The organism is Dyadobacter frigoris (assembly GCF_005280585.1).
GTDB lineage: Bacteria > Bacteroidota > Bacteroidia > Cytophagales > Spirosomataceae > Dyadobacter > Dyadobacter frigoris.
The window spans coordinates 19,593-38,465 of the sequence record NZ_SZVO01000004.1; the positions used below are offsets into that span (position 1 = coordinate 19,593).

Sequence of the window (18,873 nt, forward strand, 5' to 3'; positions counted from 1 at the left end):
ATACTATGAACCTTATAAGGCTTGCTTTGCGAAGACCTTTATCAATAATGGTAGCTGTTATTGGTATTGCCTATTTTTCCTTCACGGCGATCAGGAAGATCAACGTAGATATTTTCCCGAGCGTCGAACTTCCGGTGATATACATTGCCATGCCCTATGGAGGGCTGTCGCCAGCCTATATGGATGGCTTTATGGCTAATGAATTTCAGAAGGTCCTGATTTTTGTCAGTGGGGTAAAGGATATTGACTTTAAAAGTATTCAGGGTTTCACGCTCATGAAGCTCACTTTTTACCCAGGTACGGATATGGCACAGGCCTCCGGTGAGGTTTCCACACAGGTTTCCAGGGCCATGGGGTTTCTGCCGCCGGGCGCGGTTCCTCCTCAGGTGGTGCGCTTCGATGGCAGCTCAATCCCGATCGGACAGCTGGTTTTTGAAAGTCCGCAAAGATCGATTACTGAACTTCAAACTATGGCCCTGACTAAGATCAGGCCCATGTTTGTTTCCATTCCGGGCGTAACCGCCCCCGCGCCATTCGGAGGGAATATCCGGACAATGGTCGTGAAAGTCAATGCGGATCTGATGCAGTCTTATGGTCTTTCTGCGGAAGAGGTGACAACAGCCATTGCAAAGAATAATTTCCCTGCCCCGGCAGGTAATATCCGGATCGGCAATCAAAATTTAATGAGCCCACTCAACTCAATTGCCAATGATCCGCAGGAGTTTTTGGATATCCCGATCCGGAAGGGTTCAGGAACCAATGTGTATGTCAAAGATATTGCCAGCGTAGAAGATGCAGCTGATATCACGACGGGTTATGCCATCATCAATGGAAAGCGTTCTGTGTATTTACCTGTGATTAAAAAAGCCGACGCTTCAACGCTGAAAGTGGTGGAAAACCTGAAAGCTGCCATACCCATGCTTAAAGCCGCGTTGCCGGAAGATGTAGACATTCGTTACGTTTTTGACCAGTCGGGTTACATTGAGCGTTCACTGGAAAATCTGATCCATGAAGGCATACTGGGAGCGCTGCTGACCGGACTGATGGTGTTTCTTTTTCTGGGGGATTCCCGCGGCTCGCTGATCGTGGTGATGACCATACCGATTGCAATCCTTTCGGCTGTGATCATGCTTTACATGCTCGGGCAGACCATTAATGTGATGACACTGAGCGGGCTTGCACTGGCTATCGGCATCCTGGTGGATGAAGCCACGGTGACCATCGAGAACATTCACCAGCATTTTGAAATGCACAAACCTAAGAAAAGGGCAATTCTTGATGCGCTGCTGGAAATATCGGTTCCAAAGCTTCTGATCCTGTTATGTATCCTGGCGGTTCTGATACCTTCTTTTATGATGAGCGGCATTCCAAAGGACATGTTTATGCCGCTTTCCCTCGCTGTCGCTTTTGCAATGGTTGCATCCTTTGTGGCTTCTCAAACCTTTGTGCCGATCATGGCAAACTGGCTGATGAAACCGGAAAATTTAAAAAGCCATAAAAAGGTAAGAGGAGCAAAGCGGGCACGGTTTGACTCTTTTAAGACCCATTATTTATCGCTGACCCGGCGTTTGCAAAAAAGACCAACGGCGGTTATTATCGCGTATGTGATTATCGTTGGAATTATGGTGACAGGATCTTTTTTGACTGTCGGTACTGATATTCTGCCGGCAAGTAACAGTGGTGATATCCAGCTCAGGATTGTAGCTCCCGAAGGTAGCAGGCTTGAAAATACGGAAACTTACCTGAAAAAAGTGACTAGCATTATCAAAGATGAGCTTCCTGAAAGTGCCATTAAAATCAGTTCTGCCTTCGTAGGACTTCAACCGTCAGCCACGGCCATTAACCCCATCTTTCTTTTTACAAGTGGGTCGCATGAGGCTGTTTTGCAGCTTTCCATTGATCAAAATATTTTCGAAGAACCCATTGCCGGCTTGAAGGAAAAAATCAGGAATCAGGTAAAAAAGCAGTTGCCCGAGCTTAAAATTAATTTTGAACCCATGGAACTGGTTGAAAAGATCATGAGCCAGGGTGCTATGACACCGATACAGATTAAAGTAGCAGCCGGTCAGTTGAAAGCGGCGAATCAGTATGCTATGAAACTGAAACGTGAAATGGATAAGATACATTTTCTGAGGGATGTACGCATTGCGGAACCGGTCAATTATCCGAGTGTCAAAATCAACGTGAACAGACAGCTTGCAGCGCAGTTTGGTCTTACCATGGAAGATGTTTCACGGGCACTTGCCATTGCCACGTCATCGACCCGTTTTACAAATAAAAACCTTTGGGTCGATCCCAAATCCGGTCTGGTTTTCCAGGTCCAGGTGCAGATACCCGAATCAGATATGGGCTCGCTGGACAAACTGCGCTCATTGCCGCTTAAAGCAGGTGAGCCGCGTCCGGTGCTGGAAGATGTTGCCAGTCTGGAAATGGTAAAGCAAGCAGGCCAGGTGAACCGTCAGGGAGCCAACCGGTATGTGACGATCCTGGCCAATACGGACCACAAAGATCTGGGCAGTGCGTCCGCGGCGGTCAGAAAAGTCCTGACAGATGCAGGCGATGCACCCCGTGGCGTGATCGTTTCTACCGAAGGGCTTATGCAGCTGCTAGATGAGACGATGTCAGGACTTCAAACGGGTCTGGTGGTCGCGGTCGTTGTTATTTTCCTGATGCTGACGGCCTACTACCAGTCCTTTAAAATATCTGCGCTGATCCTTGCGGTGGTACCAGCTGTGATTGGCGGAAGTATTCTGATGCTTCTTTTATTTGGCAGCACACTCAATTTGCAATCTTATATGGGCATTATTATGTCGGTGGGTGTGTCGGTTTCCAATGCGGTCCTTTTGATCAACCAGGCCGAATACAACAGGCTGACCCTGGGTATGCAGGCCCGGCAGGCGAGTCTTGCCGCAGCTTCTTCTCGCCTACGACCGATCGTGATGACGACCCTTGCTATGATTGCCGGTATGGTGCCGATGGCTTCCGGAATGGGAGAAGGCGGGGAGCAGGTAGCCCCATTGGGACAGGCTGTTATAGGAGGTCTGCTTCTATCAACACTAACGGTGCTTCTGGTAATGCCGCACCTGTTTACAAGCGTGATGCGCAAAGCAGGCAGGGATAGTCCATCGCTGGACCCGGACGATGTGGATGCCCAATTAATTGAACTTTCTAAATGAACCAATCAAAATGATGCGTATAAATAAAAATTCACTGGTTCTTATGCTCGGTGTGCTGCTCAGCATGGGTATAAATGGCTGTGGCAGTAAACCGGAAACCGAAAATCAGACTAAACCAGAAGTGAAAGGGCCTGCGACGGTACAGGTTATCATGCCCATAGAAGACCAGCCCGATTACAAGCTGACACTGCCCGGCGAGCTCAAACCGTATGAACAGGTTAGTTTATTTCCAAAAATAAAAGGGTTTGTTAAAACTATTTCTGTGGATCGCGGAAGTCTTGTCAGAAAGGGACAGGTATTGGCCGTTTTGGAAGCGCCGGAAGTCTCACAACGTTTTCAGTCTGCCAGATCGGACCAGCAGAAGTTTTACGAAGATTATATGTTAAGCCGTCAAATGTATGAAAGGATCTTAAAAGCTACCCGTAAGGATGGGTCGGTTGCAGCCATTGAGCTCGACAGGGCTAAAAGCAAATTAAAGAGCGACAGTGCTGCTTACCGGTCGGCTATATCAAGCGCGCAGTCATTTGGACAGCTTGCACAATACTTAAAGATCATCTCGCCATTTGACGGGGTCGTTGTGGAAAGGAATGTATCGGTCGGAGCGCTTGTCGGGGAAAATAATACAATGCCACTGCTGGTGATTGCCCAGAACAAAAAGCTGAGATTAACCGTGGCGATCCCGGAAAAACATGCACAGTCGCTTGGGAAGAATACCAGTATCACCTTTATGGTTTCTAATCTCCCAGGAAAGGTATTCAATTCGGTTTTGTCCAGAAAAAGCCAGGTTTTAGAGCAGAAGAACCGCTCAGTGACAGCAGAATTTGATGTAGATAATAAAGATGGATCGCTAGACGGTGGAGAATATGCACAGGTGACCATGACCCTGCGACGGCCGGATTCAACCTTATGGGTTCCTGCCAGTAGCGTAGTTCATGCGCAGTCGGGTACATTTGTACTTGTTGTAGAAGACGACAGCGTAAAAAAAGTAGATGTTTCAGAAGGGACCCGAAAAGATTCACTTCAGGAAGTTTTTGGTTCCCTGACGAAAACAGATAAGGTTGTCAAAAGCGGGAATGAAGAGCTGCTGAATAACGGGAAAGTTAAAGTCAATTAATGTACCTTTTCAAACAAATCTAAAATATGAAAAAGAAATGGTTTTCAGTATCTAATATCACTACGGCAGTGATGGTGGTATTTTTAGCTGCCATGGTCATAAGCCCAGAGGTAAAAGCATGGACAATTCAGACGCTGATGAAGGTAGGCCTGTTCCAGCCCAAAATCGATAAGCAGCCCGATGCAGCTTCGGCGGAAGCTTTACCAAATGTTTTCTTCCGGAAGGGCGATGGTAAAACGGTTGATCTGGCCTCACTGAAAGGAAAAGTCATATTTATTAATTTCTGGGCCACCTGGTGCCCGCCCTGTATCGCCGAAATGCCCTCAATCAATGCGCTGTATGGCAAATTCAAGGATAATGAAAATGTCGTCTTTTTAATGGTTGATGTGGACGGGAATTATCAGAAGTCGGACAGTTTTATGAAAAAGCACCATTACGGTTTGGAAGTCGTTAGCCCGGCTGTCGAGATACCACCCGTGTTTATGCAGGGGGCTGTTCCCACCACGGTGATCCTGGACAAAGAAGGGAAAATGGTTTACCGGCAGGAAGGCGCAGCCGATTATAATAGTCCGAAGCTGGTGGACATGATCAGTAAATTGGCTAATTAGTGTTCTGTGACAAATATCACTAATTTTCTTAACTGATTGGATGAAATTTGAGAACCACTTTGAAACGATTGATTCCCATCATATCTTAGATAAAATTGTAGATTATGAATAATTTACGAAAAAGTAGATCGCCCGTCGCCAATAGGATGAACCGCACGCTGATGATACTGATCACGTCTTTTTTAGGTAGCGCTGTTTTGGTTGTGATGTCTCCGGCTGTGTTCAGTTCAGATAAGTTTGGGGCAAATCATCTGAAAGCTGACACGCTGGCAGGTGCGCAGACGAAGGTTATTAAGCATACAGCCGATACAGATGAGATGAAATTGATCTTATATGGTAAAGATTTGATTGCCAATACGTCCGGTTATCTGGGCCCGAAGGGCAGTGTCATGCATATATCGAATGGGATGAACTGCCAGAATTGTCATCTGGATGCAGGAACAAGGCCAATGGGCAATAACTACTGGGCAGTTTACTCAACTTATCCCAAGTACCGGGCTAGATCCGCGAGTAAGGAGACAATCGTGAAGCGGATATCGGACTGCTTTGAAAGAAGCCTGAACGGAAAAAAGCCTGATAGCTCCAGTAGAGAAATGAAGGCAATGGTGGCTTATATGAAATGGATAGGAAAGGACGTGCCGAAAGGCGTTGTACCCAAAGGTGCAGGAATCAGTAAACTAGCTTATCTTGACCGGGCCGCTGCCCCCAATACAGGTAGCGTGCTTTATAAAGAAAAGTGTGCGGTTTGCCATGGGGCCAAAGGGCAGGGCATCATTAATACGGATGGAAGGTCGTTTATTTATCCGCCTCTTTGGGGAAACCAAAGTTACAACGACGGGGCAGGGCTATATAGAATTTCTACCTTTGCTGGTTTTGTGAAAGACAATATGCCGTTTGGTGCAAGTCATGAAAATCCCATTCTGACCGATGAGCAGGCCTGGGATCTGGCAGCATTTGTAAACGCTCAGCCGCGGCCCCATAAAGATCAGGTAAACGACTGGAAGAACGTGTCTGAGAAACCAATAGATTTTCCATTTGGGCCTTACGCAGATACCTTCCCCGAAAAGCAGCATAAATATGGTCCCTTCAAGCCCATTGTTTCGGCCAGAACAGTTAAATAACAAACATTTCAATTTAAAATTATCCAAAATGAAAAAGATCGCATCCGTTTTATTTGCAGCCTCCATACTATTTTCAGTTGGTGTCCGTGCTCAGATTAAGGCAATTAACCCAGCCGAATTTCACGGAGCTGTGGCTGATAAAAAGTTGTACAAAGTTGTTTACCAGCTCAATAGTGACGATGAGAAAGTCATTAAAGCCACAATGAAAAACATGATGAACGCATTAGAAGATCCGCGCCTGAAAGGGAAACTGGAAGCAGAACTCGTTGTCCATGGGGGAGGCGTTGCAGTATTCAAAAAAGATGGTCCTTATGAGGAGCAGTTAAAGGCATTGCAGGCGAAAGGGGTTATTTTGGCAGAATGCGAAAACACGCTCCGGGAGCGCAAAATCAGCAAAGACGAGCTCTTTGATTTCATATCATTTGTTCCCAGCGGCAACGGGGAGCTTATCATCCGTCAGCAGCAGGGATGGGCGATGGTGCATCCATAATATGTAATTTTAGTTGAGCATAAATCAGTTCGGCATCTTGGCCGGACTGATTTATTGTTTTTATCCAAAGCCTGTATAAAACTTTCGGTCTATTTTACAATGAATGTGACCAATATCACATAACCGAATCTTTTAATCAATTACATTTGAAAAGGTTGATGTCGGCAGCAAATTGCTGGTTGGGTACAACTGAAATACTAATTATTTAATATCAAATGGAAAACCAGGAAAAGGAAAGTTATATGCCTCGCATCGGCGATCAGGCACCTGATTTTGAATCTATAACCACCACAGGAAAACTTGTTTTTTCTGAATATAATAAAGGCAGCTGGGTGATCCTGTTTTCACATCCGGCGGATTTTACCCCGGTGTGTACAACCGAAATGACCGGTTTTGCCAACGAAAAAGATTTTTTTGCAGCACATCAAACTAAGCTGATGGGCCTGAGTATTGACTCTATTCATTCACATATCGCCTGGGTTAATGCAGTTTATGATAAAACAGGCGTGTTATTTGAATTTCCGATTATTGCAGATATTGATATGAAGGTAGCCAAACTATATGGTATGCTGCAGCCCGGTGAGAGCGAAACTGCAGCCGTACGTGCCGTGTTTATCATTGATCCGATGGGAAAGGTCAGACTGGTGATGTATTACCCTTTAAGTGTAGGCCGTAATATGGAAGAGATCAAACGGTCGTTGCTGGCCCTTCAGACTTCGGACGAATACAAAGTGTCCCTTCCGCTGGACTGGAAGCCCGGTGACAAGGTCATCATCGGTGCACCCAGGACCGTTGAGTCCTTACTGGAAAGAAAAGCATCCAATCTGGACATGGTTGACTGGTATCTGGCCATGAAGACTTTATAGGCTGACGTATAAATATTTTCGTTAGCTGTTAGGGGCTGTGATGCAATAACTGTTGTTCATTACAGCCCTTTCTGGTTATGATTAAATTTCTTAATACATGACCGAAGCGTAATGCTGACTTGGGTATTTCTGTCACAGGTATTTTGTACAATTTAAATAAATGAAGCTATGTATGTGGTTCTTTCGTAAAAACAGGTGGCCGTTGGTCACTTTATTGTCTTTTTCAGCCTGGCAAACCGTAGCCCAGACACCGGAAAATCCAGTCCTGTATAAGGGTACTGATGTAGGAATAAAATTACTGGTTTTGGTATTGCTGGGATTATTTTTGGCATATATCATAAAAATAATCATTTCGCTGAGCCGGGCAGGCAGTGCTATGTTAAAAAAGCCATCGTTTACGGTGGATAAAAATCAAATTAGCGGATTGACAGCTGACCAAATTGATATCATGTTAAAAATCGTTCCTCAAACGCCTGGTCCGGCCTCGGCTGTAAAAATCATTTTGCCGGCCGTGATCTTATGGATATGGCCCCATTTTTCAAATGCACAAACAACGGTACAAGCCGCAACGCGCGAAAATATTTTGACACAGCCAGGTGTACTGATTACCTTCGTTCTGCTCTTTATTCCCCTTTTAGCGGGGTTTTTACTGTTAATTAGCAAAATTAGTACACTGCTTAAAAAATACCAGCAGTCCAAAATCCAGGTTGAGCTGCAATCCATCGCCAATAACCTGGGTAATGACCTGTTTGATGATGAAGTATCGGTGCTGAATGATCGGAAAAGGGCCTTGCGTTTTCAGTTATCACAGCATGAACTGGCTGGGAAAAATCGGGCATCAGATGAAAAAGGCCTTTTAAATAACATAAAAATTCAGCATGGAACAGATATATTCCCGGTTAAGAAAAAGCCCATTCCACGACCCAAAATTGATCCGAAACTTACACAGCTGATTTTAGCTTTTATCGCTTCGGCGGTGCTTTGGCTGGTTATTGGAACAACAATTGGTGAGTATGTCGGGATTAAATTCGTTGCGCCGGATGCCGATGCGATCAGCTGGCTGAGTTTTGGACGGCTAAGGCCCGTGCACACCAATCTGGTTTTCTGGGGCTGGGCTACTTTGGGTATGCTGGGGCTAGGTTATTATGTCGTCCCAATGGTTGGGAATGGCAAACTGGCCAGCATAAAAATGGGCTGGGCTTCGTTGCATTTCATCAACTTATCCCATGTTTTGGGAACGGTCTCACTAATGGCCGGAATTAATAACGGTGGCGGGGAATACCGGGAATATATTTGGCCAATCATGCTTCTGTTCGCAATCGGACTGGGGCTTAGCACAACTAATTATCTGAAAACGATTGCACAGCGTAAAACAAAAGAGATCTACATTTCCAACTGGTATATCAGTGCAGCTGTCATTTTTCTTCCGATTATTGCCCTGGTATCCTATCTGCCTTTCTGGCAAAATGGTATAGGTGAAGTCATATTGCAGGGTTTTTACATGCACCAGGCAGTCGGTTTATGGTTTATGATGTTTTGCCTGGGGCTGCTGTATTATTTTTTACCGCAGCAGTTTAATAAGCCGATTTACTCCTATAGTCTGGGAGTACTGGCTTTTTGGACGCAGATACTTTTTTATACGCTTATCGGTACCCATCATTTCGTTTTCAGTGCCTTGCCCTGGTGGCTTCAGACTACTGCCATTGTCGGTAGTGTTGGTATGCTGATCCCGGTAACATCGGGGACTATTAATTTTCTGATGACCTTTAAAGGGGGCTGGGACAAAGTAACCAACAGTTATTCCTTGCCTTTCTTTTTGGTAGGGGTCATTTATTATTTTACAGGATCTTATCAGGGAACAGCTGAAGCGTTTCGTTCGACCAACCTGATCTGGCATTTTACGGATTTCACCATTGCCCACTCCCATATTACCATGTATGGAATCATAAGCTTTATCATCTTTGCCGGAATATATGCCATTGTTCCCCGTCTTACCGGGAAGGAGCCACCACAGATTATGGTAGGAGCTCATTTTTGGCTGGCTCTGATCGGCCTTCAGTTTTATACAATTCCCTTAATGATCGGCGGTACACTTAAAGGTCTTTCCTGGGGAGATGCCAAACCTTTTATTGAAAGCGTGGTTCTGATGGGCCCATACTGACTGTGGCGTGCAATCGGTGGTTCGATGATGTGGCTGTCGCATTTGGTTTTAGCCTACAATCTTTACAAGATGGTTTATCCTTCTGAGGAGTTTACTGTAAAAGAAGAGGTTTTTAAAATTCTTAAACAGAAGGCTGATTTAAATACCCCATTAATTAAAACGGATCATGAACCTATTTAACGACCATAAAAAACTTTTTTGGGCCTCATCCGGATTATTTGTTCTGCTGATGCTTTTTGTGGCAATTATGCCGGCAGTTAACAATCAAATGAATAATGCACCTTTGCCCGGCAGTCTGCTACTGACGGAGGACGAACAGGCCGGCAAAAAACTATATATTAGTGAGGGCTGCGTAGGATGTCATTCCCAGCAGGTGCGGAACGTTGACATGGATAAGGTGTGGGGAAGCAGGCCCGGTATAGCGGCAGATTATGCCGGGATGCACCGGATCAGTTTCTGGCAAAATACTGCCACGCTAATGGGCACGGAACGTACAGGCCCGGACCTGACAAATATCGGGCAAAGGCAACCGAGCAAGGAATGGCATCTGCTTCATTTATTCAATCCAAGAGCGGTAGTAGCCGAATCAATTATGCCTTCTTATGCCTGGCTTTTTGAAGACAAAGATGCAGCAGACTCCGCAGATGTGGTCGTCACTGTACCTGAAAAATTCAAGGGCGGGCGAAAAAATGTTATTATAGCTTCGCAGGAAGTCCTGCAGCTTGTTGCATACCTGAAATCTTTAAGCCAGGTCCCACTGCCGGACGGCACTGCAAAGCCGGAATTTTTATATCAGACCAGCAAAAAAGAAAGTGAAACTGCACTGACTGCTGACAACGGGCCGGATGGAGCAGCACTCTATGCATCTAATTGCCAGAGCTGTCACCAGCAGACCGGCGAAGGATTGAAAGGTGCCTTCCCTCCATTAAAGGGAAGTGAAATTGTGCTTAACGAAAATCCTCAGGATCTGGTAAATATCATTATGAACGGTTATGATGCGCGGGAAGAGTATGCAGTGATGCCGGCAGTAGGGAAAAATAATAATTTAAAGCCGCAGGAAATAGCCGCCATTATGAACCACGAACGCACCAGCTGGGGAAACAATGCAAAAAAGGTTACTGCTCAGGAAGTAGAAAAACTTTTGGAAGCCATTCAAAAGCAGAATGCAGTGCAATGAACCAGTATTAAACAGAATTAACATGAAAAAGGGAATCTTATTGATCGTTTTATTTCTGGCTGCGCAGGTGTTAAATGCCTGCCCGCTTTGTGAGCAGAAACAGCCTAAAATATTAAGAGGAATTGCGCACGGGGCAGGACCGGAAAGCCAGTGGGATTATGCCATCGTCTGGGTGACTGTCATCATCACTGTGGTGTCGTTTGTTTATGCGGTTAAATATCTTTTTAAACCAGGTGAGACCGAAACCGATCATATTAAACGGGCCTTTCTAACTTTTGAATAACATGGAATACAAAAGTAAAGTCTATATTTTTTTAGATGATCAGGTTGTACCGGTCGGTGAGTTTGAGACGCCGGTCCGTTTTGAACTCGATACACGTAAACTTGTAGATGGTAAACATACGCTTAAAATTGTTGGGAAGGATCCTGTCGGCAATGAGGGGATCAAACACATTCCTTTTATTGTAAGAAATGGACCCGCTATTGCCATTGAAGGGTTAAAGGACAATGATATCATTGACGGAATTCAGCCCATTATGATCAATGCCTACGGAAAAGGGAACCAAACCCAGTTTTTAATTGATGGCAGCGAGACACCGACCAGTATCCCTTCCTGGCTTTGGGCGGGATTGATCGTTTTTTTTGGCTGGGCTGTTTATTATGTTCTTACATCCTGAATGGAATATTGTCTTTGATATTCTGGTTATTTGTTTAAGCTAAATTCAGTAAATAGAAAAGTAGGAACCTGTCCTTGGATGATGTTCATGCAGCAGATGAAAAAATATATGGTAGTGGAGCCGAGTTATGGTATTAAGAGAATTTGAGTGAAGGCCTTCTGGTACGGAGCAAATTTACCAGATCTATGCGGAGAGTTTTGTAAGTAAAACGAATTTGAAACAGATCCTAGCAGAAGCGCAGGCTATGGTGGATGGAATTATTGGAGATTAAGTTATAAAGATTTATTTTATATATCTGATTGTTAGTTAGTTGTATTTGGTTTCTCTTTTGACTTTATGCTACTCAAATGTAAAATCATCTATGCATGTCATGAGGTGGAAATCTCACTTTATAATGGCGAGATATCCACCTTATAACATCACGTATGCATACAATCCCCTTAGAGATTAGTTTTTTTATTCTGTTTCAACTTTTTTATAAACAAACCCTTTTAGCTGGTAAGTGGAAATGGGTATTTGCGCCGATAAGGCAATTTTCATCCAAGGGACCAATTGGCCCTTGGTGATATTTTGAAAACTTATAGACTGCCCACAGGCGACAAACTTAACCGGTAATGCTAACAGCTCATCAAATAAAGCCATGTTTGGATTATCAACATGATACTGCGATTTATATACAGCATTAGTATAAAAAGCTTTCATGGCACCGCCGTGTACCACCACGATCACGTCAATCTTATTTTTAGGAACCCCGGCAGCAATATGGGTATTAATGGCTCTGGCAACCTCTGCCAGGCCGTCGTTTATTTCATTTGCAGAAGCACTGTCTTTCATACCGGTACTTACATCCATCAACAGCTTGTATTGCATATTTGGATCCGGTAATTCATCCACATTTGGTACTGGTACAACCCCTGAATACCGGCTGCTTTTGATAAGTGGGTAGATAGCTTTGGAGGCAACATGCGTTTGGAAAGACTTAAACCTCGATGGCTTAGGACTGGCAGATTGTCCCCAGGAAGATGTATTGATCAGTACAATTACAAGTACAAACAGGATAGATCTTTTCATTGTTGTTAAATTTAGCATTGTAAAAAAATTGATTAAATTATAAATGTTGATGTTGGCAAGACAGATGCCCCAAAATCTCACCCAATGCTCTTTACAAATTTTCTTTGTTCTGTCATACAGCAAAAATAGGACAACCGGACGCATTCTTTTCTGTTTTTTTGCCATCGTTCTTCTTTGTTTGGCGGTATTTTGCTGAAAGGAAAATTAGTTGCTAGCAACGGCTGTCTTTCTTTCTCAGCAATTTATTATTTTTTCTGTGACATAAATTTATTCCCTTCCAAATCGTTCAAAAATGCTGTGAAGCTGGTAATATGGTTTGTTCTGTTGGTGGCCATACATGATCAAGTGTCTCTATCAGGACATAAGGAGGTTCTATGAGGGTACTGGGCCTGAACCAACAGGCTTGTCACATGAATCAAGGCTACGCCACTTTACAAGGCTGATATTCGATTATTTTGAAGTGGGTGACATTTGTCACAAATCAAGCCCCTTTAATATCCGAGATTTGTACATGCTGATGCTGGCAGTAATCATTGCCTGGCATGGTTGACATTTTACAACAATTAATCAAATGGAAAATCTCGAAAAGGAATTTCGTATGCCCCGTATTGGCGATCAGGCACCTGATTTTGAATCTGTAACCACCACAGGGAAACTTGTTTTTTCTGAATATAACAGAGGCAGCTGGGTGATCCTGTTTTCACACCCGGCAGATTTCACCCCGGTGTGTACAACCGAAATGACAGGTTTTGCCAAAGAGAAGGAGTTTTTTGCGGCGCATAATACAAAATTGATGGGCCTTAGCATTGACAGCATCCACGCACACATTGCCTGGGTTAATGCGGTTTATGATAAAACAGGCGTTTTATTTGAATTTCCGATTATCGCTGATATTGATATGAAAGTAGCAAAACTTTATGGTATGCTGCAGCCTGGTGAGAGCGAAACAGCCGCCGTACGTGCGGTTTTTATGATAGATCCGTTGGGTAAGGTCAGATTCGTTATGTATTATCCTCTGAACGTAGGCCGTAATATGGAAGAGATCAAACGGTCACTGCTTGCTCTTCAAACTTCTGACGAATATAAAGTGGCTATGCCGCTTGACTGGAAGCCCGGTGAGAAGGTAATAATAGGTGCCCCTAAAACCGTTGAGTCATTACTCGAAAGAAAGGAATCTGATCTGGAGATGGTTGACTGGTATCTGGCGGTAAAATCAATTTAACCGGAGAGTGATATTTATAGATAATCCAAGGCTGTGACCAATGAAAAGAAGAACCGTAGTGAAAAACATTGATCGCAGCCTTGCATACCGCAGACATTTTGAAAGCAGTAGAAGCCTCTGACTATTGTTCACTATTTGTAATAAAAACGTATGAATCAGTTGTGGGACGAGCGGTACGGTAGCGAGAAATATATCTATGGTACAACGCCAAATTTGTGGTTTAAGGAGAATTTGAGTTTGCTCAGCCCGGGCAGTTTACTTTTGCCTGCCGAAGGTGAGGGTAGAAATGCTGTATTTTTAGAGAAATAATGAAAAACACAGATAGTAAAAATCATTGGGAAAAAGTTTATGAAACTAAAAACCCGGACCAGGTGAGTTGGACACAACAAATCCCCCAAACTTCGCTTGACTTCATTTCTTCATTTGGTCTGACGAAAGATGTTAAAATTATTGATGTTGGTGGTGGCGATAGCAAACTTGTGGACTATTTTGCTTGACAACGGTTTTGAACATATAACTGTTTTAGACATTTCTGAAAAAGCACTAGAAAAAGCCAGAATTCGTCTGGGAGAAAAAGCCGGGAAAGTAAATCGGGTAGTGAGCGACATCACCGAATTCGAACCAGACACTACATTTATTTTCCGGACTTTCAAATTCAACTGGTATTTTAATGGTTGTTAACTATTCATTTCGAAGTGACTGGACCGGGTTCATCAGTGCCGCTTTCAAGCTTTGAAAGCCAACTGTGAGCACCGCGATGACGATTACCAGTCCTGCTGCACCAGCAAACATCCACCAGGCAAGATCGATCTGGTAAGCAAAGTCCTGCAGCCACTGCTTCATTAGATAACCAGCGACCGGACAGGCAATTACAATAGATATCAGGACCAGCTGTAAAAAATCTTTTGAAACCAATGCAAGAATGTCGGCGATGCTGGCACCAAGTACTTTCCTGACACCAATTTCCTTGGTGCGCTGCTCGGTCATGTAACTGGCCAGTCCGAACAAACCCAGGCAGGCGATGAATATGGCCAGCATTGACGCCAATGCAAAAACCTGGCTATATTGTTTTTCAGTGTTGTATTGCTCGTTATATTTTTGATCGACAAAGAAGTATTCGAAAGGATTTCCCGGGTATGCTGCTTTGTAGAGCGCTTCCAGCTCTTTCAGTTGCCGCTGCATATTGGAAGTCGAAAGCTGCAAAACGAGCTTTCCACCTGATCTGCGCGGCATGAAAATGATCGGATCAACGGCCTTTTGTAATCCCTGGTGATTGTAATCTTTTACTACACCGACGATCTCAAATGGCTGGCCCCAGCTGACGATAGATCCGGCCGCTTTTTGAGACGTTTCAAACCCAAGCTGACGGGCTGCAGACTCGTTGATCATTAATTTCCCGCTTTTCTCCCAGGCCTGCTCTGCTTCCTGTACTGTGAAATTCCGGCCTGCCACGAGCCCAATCTGAAATACGGAAAGGTATCGGTCGTCGATGATACCCATTGCATACCCTTTTTTTGCATCATCCGGCTTTTCGCCCTGTCTGACAATACCGGCCGCATTGAACGAATAGTATGTACCCGGCACGATACCTGTGTGGCAAATATTTTTGATATAAGGCAGTGCACTGACCTGGTTGTCAAGCAGTACCGAACTCGTCTCGAGCAATTTCCCATCACCTAATTGCGGGCCATTAATTACCAGCCGCTGCTCAGCTTTAAAACCGAGGTCTTTATTCTGCATGTACTGAAGCTGCCTGTACAGAACCAGTGTGGCAATAATGAGGATAATGGAAACGCTAAACTGGGCGACCACCAACACTTTGCGGAGCCAGCTGTCCTTGCCAGCATTCGGTTTCAAGCCTGAGCCCCCTTTCAGTATTTGAACTGGTTGCAAAGAAGTGACTGAAAAAGCCACATAACCGCCTGACAAAAATGCACCCAGCACCAGCAGTGTGGCTGCTGCGATCCAGGAGGGGTCTGCAAGCAACCCCTCCAATGAAAAATCCTTTTGGGTAAAATCATTGAAGCTTTTTTGCACTGAATAAACCAGCAGCAATGCTACGGCGAAGCCGATGATGTTCAAAAGAGAAGATTCGCCCAGGAACTGATTAATAAGCTGGAACCTGCCAGCCCCGACCACTTTTCGGATGCCTACTTCTTTGGCCCTGTTAAGTGAAGCCGCCGTAGAAAGGTTAATGTAATTGAACCACGCAATTACCAAAATCAGGACTGCAATACCGCTCAAAAGGTAGACGAACGAGAGGCTGCCGCTGGTTTGGTAGGGGTCATCGATGGAAGAGCCGAGGTGGATCTGTGACATCGGCTGCAGTAGAAATTTGCTTTTATCCTGTGAATCCAGTTTTTGTTTTAGTGTATTGATTTTCTTTTCCAATGCGATCTTATCGCTATGATCTTCCAGCTGAAAAAAATTGGAGACGTAAGAGCCATCAAAACCGTCCAGGCGTGCCCAGCCGTTTCCGTTGAGATTGGCCGGGTTGGCCAGTGTCTGCAGTGAAAGGATTGCACTAAATTTAAGATCAGAGTTCTCGGGCATATCCTTATAAACAGCGGTGACGGTATATAACGTTTTACCAAACTGGTTATTAATGGTCAGCGTCTTTCCAAGGACCTTTTCGCTCCCAAAATACTTTTTAGCCCGTAAAGCTGACAGTGCAATGGTGTTGGTTTCTGAAAGAGCCGTTTGGGGGCTGCCTGAAAGCAGTGGAAAAGTAAATAGCGTAAAGAAACTGCCGTCAGCATAAGCCAGGGCATCTTCCCGGAATGTTTGGACGGAGCCTTTCTTGCCTGGATTTTCAATCGTTATGATTCCGTTCGCCGAACCTTCCGCTACACGGCAATAGGCCTTCACTTCACTGAATTCCTTTTTGATCAGGGGTGCTATGGCCGGGGCCATTTGTACAAAAACATCTCCGGTAGGCCGGCTTTCCAGCATGCGGTACTGGACCGGCAGGTTTTATGGAACATGTTGACGCTTTTTTCAAAGGCTACATATTCGAAGATAAAAATAAAGGCGGCGATACCAAGGCCAAGGCCGGCCACATTGATGATTGAAAACAGCCTGTTTTTATAAAGGCTGCGCATGGCGATTTTTATATAGGATTGCAGCATAGTAGTAAAAAATTTTATTTGCCTGGCAAGATTACTTTGCGGCCTTCATCATCTGGTTGGACGGTTAGGAAGGGCTTGTCCTGCAAAATTTTACCACTCATGACAAGGTCTACCTGTTCTTTGGTAGCAATGTACACTTTCGTTCCGACCACGTATTGCTTCTGCTTTTTCTGGTTCGGTGCCAAAATAAATCCATTCGTTTCATTGGCTATCTCTCCGGGAGCATAAGAAATCAGGGTGACCTGCTGCGGTGATGCATTGCCATTTACAAAGTGCAGTGTTATAAGCTTTGAGCGATTAGCAGAGAAGGTTTCAGCTTTTGTTTTAGATTGTGTTTGGTGATCACTGACATTTTCTATGTGCGCAAAAGCCTGGGTAGCTGCCTGAATTTTCTGGGTATTCAACCGGATGGTGGCATTGGCGTTAGCCACTACGTATGCGGTTTTCACTTCAAATTTTTCAGCGTTAATCCTACCGTTTGCATGGCTGACCAGGCTGAGCGTACCAGATTTGCCTTGCAAGGTGATGTTGCCGTTTGCATCGTTGATCAGGTCAAAAGCCGTACCGTTCAGGCCATTCACAATCACATTTCCGTTTGATCCATTGCGGAGACTTTTCAGGTTTCTTGTCGAAATGCTAACGTTAATCGCTGCTTTGCTAATCCAGAAGTCTTTATTGTCAGGATTTTTCAACGCCAGTTTTAAGATCCCATTTTCACTTTTGACGTTAAGAAGAGAAACCAGGTTTTCATCCAGCGAGATGATCACAGAAGGAGTTTTATCTGACACTTCTATCCGGACATCTGCCGGAAATTGTTCTGTTTCGACCGCATCAAAAGCAGGAACGGGGTAAGTCCTGGTTACGATGTTGCCATTACCATGAATTTCCCGGGTACCGCCCTGGGACTGCGCGGATATTGAATTGAAAAAGCAGAGCGCCATGGCGCATGCAGTTAGAATTGTTTTCAAGTTGATCTAGTCCAGGTTTGTTTAACTGACTGTTTTCAACTATTGTACCAGAATCCAAAACATGGCTTCATTTATTCAAAATGGTGTTTGTTTACTATTTTATTGTCCGATTTCGGACAGTCAGATTGAAAAGTGTGCGCTGGTCAAAGTTTACATCATTTCCATCCGACTCAATCTTTTCAACTGGACGCAATTTAATTCCTTCACTATTTCCACCGAACGTTAATCAGAAGGCAGCTGATTCTATTTAAAGTTAACAAACCAAGAATACCGTTGCAGGTTTGTGACCCTTGCTGTGGTCAATTATTATGTTTTCGGATTATTTTCCTTTGACAGCAGGTTAATCACATTTTCTTAACATAGACTTTAAGTGAAAGTTGATATATTTGTTTACTAAATTCGATTTATTCGTTTATGAAATTTGATACCTGACGCCAAATGACTCGTTATGATTGCCAAACTGATGAGGAGTTACTGGAGTTACTGAAAAACAGTGATGAAGAGGCATTTACGGAACTGTTCGACAGGCACTGGGAGCGTATATCTATGTACGTGTCCAGAGTGATCAAATGCCGGGATGATGCTCAGGATATTGTTCAGGAGATATTTATTTCAATCTGGCGTCGTCGAGGAGACATTTCCTTAAAAAGTACTTTTCTGGCTTATTTATTAAAAAGCGCCCGAAATCTTTCCATCCGGTATATCGAAAAAAATATAAACAGGGAAAATTTTGTTGAAAGCCTTTCAGAGCAAATGCAGTCTGTGGACCTCTCTGCTATATCTGCGCTGGAATTGCAGGAGCTGGAAGCAAAAGTTGATCAGGCGATTGCAAAATTACCTGCGAAAATGCAGCAGGTGTATCACCTTAGTCGTCGTGAAAATCTGTCTTACAAGGATATAGCCGCTCAGTTGGGCATTGCGGAAACAACCGTAAAGAAACAAGTAAGCAACGCACTGAAACAGATCCGTTCTGAAATCGAAACGCTTTCAGCCACGTCTTTTATGTTGGCGTTCTTCTTCTGAAACAGTGGTTTAGGAAAAAATATCTATTTTTTTTAAGCTTCATCTACTACCACCATGCTGTTTTCGGAATA

The 18,873-nt window shown here is 44.2% G+C and carries 19 protein-coding genes; 15 read left to right on the forward strand and 4 right to left on the reverse strand.

Translation table 11 applies throughout. The annotated features are described in order from the left end of the window. Positions 1–5 precede the first annotated feature (5 nt). The 10 genes from FDK13_RS09355 (at position 6) to FDK13_RS09400 (ending at position 11,390) form a co-directional block, all read left to right on the forward strand. Positions 6–3,176 (forward strand): efflux RND transporter permease subunit, encoded by a 3,171-nt coding sequence (locus tag FDK13_RS09355; RefSeq protein ID WP_137339739.1) that lies wholly within the window; start codon positions 6–8, stop codon positions 3,174–3,176. Between the two features lie 10 nt (positions 3,177–3,186). Continuing rightward, on the forward strand, positions 3,187–4,290 hold the full coding sequence (locus FDK13_RS09360) for an efflux RND transporter periplasmic adaptor subunit (protein ID WP_137339740.1): 1,104 nt from the start codon (positions 3,187–3,189) through the stop codon (positions 4,288–4,290). 26 nt (positions 4,291–4,316) lie between these two features. Beyond that, positions 4,317–4,898 (forward strand): TlpA family protein disulfide reductase, encoded by a 582-nt coding sequence (locus FDK13_RS09365; protein WP_137339741.1) that lies wholly within the window; start codon positions 4,317–4,319, stop codon positions 4,896–4,898. 104 nt (positions 4,899–5,002) lie between these two features. After that, positions 5,003–6,019, forward strand: a complete 1,017-nt coding sequence (locus FDK13_RS09370) for a c-type cytochrome (RefSeq protein WP_229215983.1) — start codon at positions 5,003–5,005, stop codon at positions 6,017–6,019. 28 nt (positions 6,020–6,047) lie between these two features. Then, entirely contained in the window at positions 6,048–6,509 is a 462-nt protein-coding gene (locus FDK13_RS09375) for a DsrE family protein (protein WP_137339742.1), read from the forward strand. A gap of 215 nt (positions 6,510–6,724) precedes the next feature. Then, on the forward strand, positions 6,725–7,375 hold the full coding sequence (locus tag FDK13_RS09380; RefSeq protein WP_137339743.1) for a peroxiredoxin: 651 nt from the start codon (positions 6,725–6,727) through the stop codon (positions 7,373–7,375). Between the two features lie 172 nt (positions 7,376–7,547). Further along, positions 7,548–9,536 carry a cbb3-type cytochrome c oxidase subunit I gene (locus tag FDK13_RS09385; protein ID WP_229215984.1) on the forward strand — a complete coding sequence of 663 codons (1,989 nt, stop codon included), beginning with the start codon at positions 7,548–7,550 and terminating at the stop codon, positions 9,534–9,536. 166 nt (positions 9,537–9,702) lie between these two features. Next, a complete protein-coding gene (locus FDK13_RS09390) occupies positions 9,703–10,713 on the forward strand; it encodes a cytochrome c (protein ID WP_137339744.1) in 1,011 nt (336 codons plus the stop codon). A gap of 22 nt (positions 10,714–10,735) precedes the next feature. Further along, the gene (locus tag FDK13_RS09395) at positions 10,736–10,996 is read left to right on the forward strand and encodes a hypothetical protein (RefSeq protein WP_131962310.1); all 261 of its coding nucleotides are present in this window, start codon (positions 10,736–10,738) and stop codon (positions 10,994–10,996) included. Position 10,997: 1 nt separating this feature from the next. Continuing rightward, complete coding sequence (locus FDK13_RS09400) at positions 10,998–11,390, forward strand: cytochrome C (protein WP_137339745.1); 393 nt, start codon at positions 10,998–11,000, stop codon at positions 11,388–11,390. 456 nt (positions 11,391–11,846) lie between these two features. Here FDK13_RS09400 and FDK13_RS09405 read toward each other — a convergent pair whose 3' ends face one another. Then, a complete protein-coding gene (locus FDK13_RS09405) occupies positions 11,847–12,461 on the reverse strand; it encodes a DsrE family protein (protein ID WP_170982755.1) in 615 nt (204 codons plus the stop codon). A 571-nt stretch (positions 12,462–13,032) separates the two neighbouring features. On the opposite strand from FDK13_RS09405, the gene FDK13_RS09410 reads away from it, so the two are divergent. The 4 genes from FDK13_RS09410 (at position 13,033) to FDK13_RS35805 (ending at position 14,364) form a co-directional block, all read left to right on the forward strand. Next, complete coding sequence (locus tag FDK13_RS09410; RefSeq protein ID WP_137339747.1) at positions 13,033–13,683, forward strand: peroxiredoxin; 651 nt, start codon at positions 13,033–13,035, stop codon at positions 13,681–13,683. A gap of 150 nt (positions 13,684–13,833) precedes the next feature. Then, positions 13,834–13,992 carry a hypothetical protein gene (locus FDK13_RS35345; protein ID WP_170982756.1) on the forward strand — a complete coding sequence of 53 codons (159 nt, stop codon included), beginning with the start codon at positions 13,834–13,836 and terminating at the stop codon, positions 13,990–13,992. Further along, positions 13,992–14,180: a hypothetical protein gene (locus FDK13_RS35800; protein WP_220417343.1), complete on the forward strand. Its 189-nt coding sequence runs from the start codon at positions 13,992–13,994 to the stop codon at positions 14,178–14,180. Before FDK13_RS35345 ends, FDK13_RS35800 begins: the two co-directional genes overlap by 1 nt. Then, on the forward strand, positions 14,173–14,364 hold the full coding sequence (locus tag FDK13_RS35805; RefSeq protein ID WP_220417344.1) for a class I SAM-dependent methyltransferase: 192 nt from the start codon (positions 14,173–14,175) through the stop codon (positions 14,362–14,364). The genes FDK13_RS35800 and FDK13_RS35805 overlap by 8 nt, the downstream gene beginning before the upstream one ends. Here the strand turns inward: FDK13_RS35805 and FDK13_RS09420 are convergent, their stop codons facing one another. From FDK13_RS09420 to FDK13_RS09425, 3 genes are read right to left on the reverse strand one after another with little or no spacing between them, the layout of a single operon-like run. Further along, entirely contained in the window at positions 14,365–16,635 is a 2,271-nt protein-coding gene (locus FDK13_RS09420; RefSeq protein WP_229215985.1) for an ABC transporter permease, read from the reverse strand. It lies immediately after the preceding gene. After that, positions 16,581–16,811, reverse strand: coding sequence for a hypothetical protein (locus FDK13_RS36075; RefSeq protein ID WP_229215986.1), 231 nt, complete (start codon positions 16,809–16,811; stop codon positions 16,581–16,583). The genes FDK13_RS09420 and FDK13_RS36075 overlap by 55 nt, the downstream gene beginning before the upstream one ends. A gap of 14 nt (positions 16,812–16,825) precedes the next feature. After that, positions 16,826–17,752 (reverse strand): GIN domain-containing protein, encoded by a 927-nt coding sequence (locus FDK13_RS09425; protein WP_137339748.1) that lies wholly within the window; start codon positions 17,750–17,752, stop codon positions 16,826–16,828. A 465-nt stretch (positions 17,753–18,217) separates the two neighbouring features. On the opposite strand from FDK13_RS09425, the gene FDK13_RS09430 reads away from it, so the two are divergent. Next, complete coding sequence (locus FDK13_RS09430; RefSeq protein ID WP_137339749.1) at positions 18,218–18,802, forward strand: RNA polymerase sigma factor; 585 nt, start codon at positions 18,218–18,220, stop codon at positions 18,800–18,802. Positions 18,803–18,873 lie beyond the last annotated feature (71 nt).

What these genes read in the sequence shown, in the direction of transcription:
- FDK13_RS09355 (WP_137339739.1), top strand. Translation starts at nt 6, where the DNA reads ATGAACCTTATAAGGCTTGCTTTGCGAAGACCTTTATCAATAATGGTA.
- FDK13_RS09360 (WP_137339740.1), top strand. Translation starts at nt 3,187, where the DNA reads ATGATGCGTATAAATAAAAATTCACTGGTTCTTATGCTCGGTGTGCTG.
- FDK13_RS09365 (WP_137339741.1), top strand. Translation starts at nt 4,317, where the DNA reads ATGAAAAAGAAATGGTTTTCAGTATCTAATATCACTACGGCAGTGATG.
- FDK13_RS09370 (WP_229215983.1), top strand. Translation starts at nt 5,003, where the DNA reads ATGAATAATTTACGAAAAAGTAGATCGCCCGTCGCCAATAGGATGAAC.
- FDK13_RS09375 (WP_137339742.1), top strand. Translation starts at nt 6,048, where the DNA reads ATGAAAAAGATCGCATCCGTTTTATTTGCAGCCTCCATACTATTTTCA.
- FDK13_RS09380 (WP_137339743.1), top strand. Translation starts at nt 6,725, where the DNA reads ATGGAAAACCAGGAAAAGGAAAGTTATATGCCTCGCATCGGCGATCAG.
- FDK13_RS09385 (WP_229215984.1), top strand. Translation starts at nt 7,548, where the DNA reads ATGTGGTTCTTTCGTAAAAACAGGTGGCCGTTGGTCACTTTATTGTCT.
- FDK13_RS09390 (WP_137339744.1), top strand. Translation starts at nt 9,703, where the DNA reads ATGAACCTATTTAACGACCATAAAAAACTTTTTTGGGCCTCATCCGGA.
- FDK13_RS09395 (WP_131962310.1), top strand. Translation starts at nt 10,736, where the DNA reads ATGAAAAAGGGAATCTTATTGATCGTTTTATTTCTGGCTGCGCAGGTG.
- FDK13_RS09400 (WP_137339745.1), top strand. Translation starts at nt 10,998, where the DNA reads ATGGAATACAAAAGTAAAGTCTATATTTTTTTAGATGATCAGGTTGTA.
- FDK13_RS09405 (WP_170982755.1), bottom strand. Translation starts at nt 12,461, where the DNA reads ATGAAAAGATCTATCCTGTTTGTACTTGTAATTGTACTGATCAATACA.
- FDK13_RS09410 (WP_137339747.1), top strand. Translation starts at nt 13,033, where the DNA reads ATGGAAAATCTCGAAAAGGAATTTCGTATGCCCCGTATTGGCGATCAG.
- FDK13_RS35345 (WP_170982756.1), top strand. Translation starts at nt 13,834, where the DNA reads ATGAATCAGTTGTGGGACGAGCGGTACGGTAGCGAGAAATATATCTAT.
- FDK13_RS35800 (WP_220417343.1), top strand. Translation starts at nt 13,992, where the DNA reads ATGAAAAACACAGATAGTAAAAATCATTGGGAAAAAGTTTATGAAACT.
- FDK13_RS09420 (WP_229215985.1), bottom strand. Translation starts at nt 16,635, where the DNA reads ATGCTGGAAAGCCGGCCTACCGGAGATGTTTTTGTACAAATGGCCCCG.
- FDK13_RS36075 (WP_229215986.1), bottom strand. Translation starts at nt 16,811, where the DNA reads ATGCTGCAATCCTATATAAAAATCGCCATGCGCAGCCTTTATAAAAAC.
- FDK13_RS09425 (WP_137339748.1), bottom strand. Translation starts at nt 17,752, where the DNA reads ATGGCGCTCTGCTTTTTCAATTCAATATCCGCGCAGTCCCAGGGCGGT.
- FDK13_RS09430 (WP_137339749.1), top strand. Translation starts at nt 18,218, where the DNA reads ATGACTCGTTATGATTGCCAAACTGATGAGGAGTTACTGGAGTTACTG.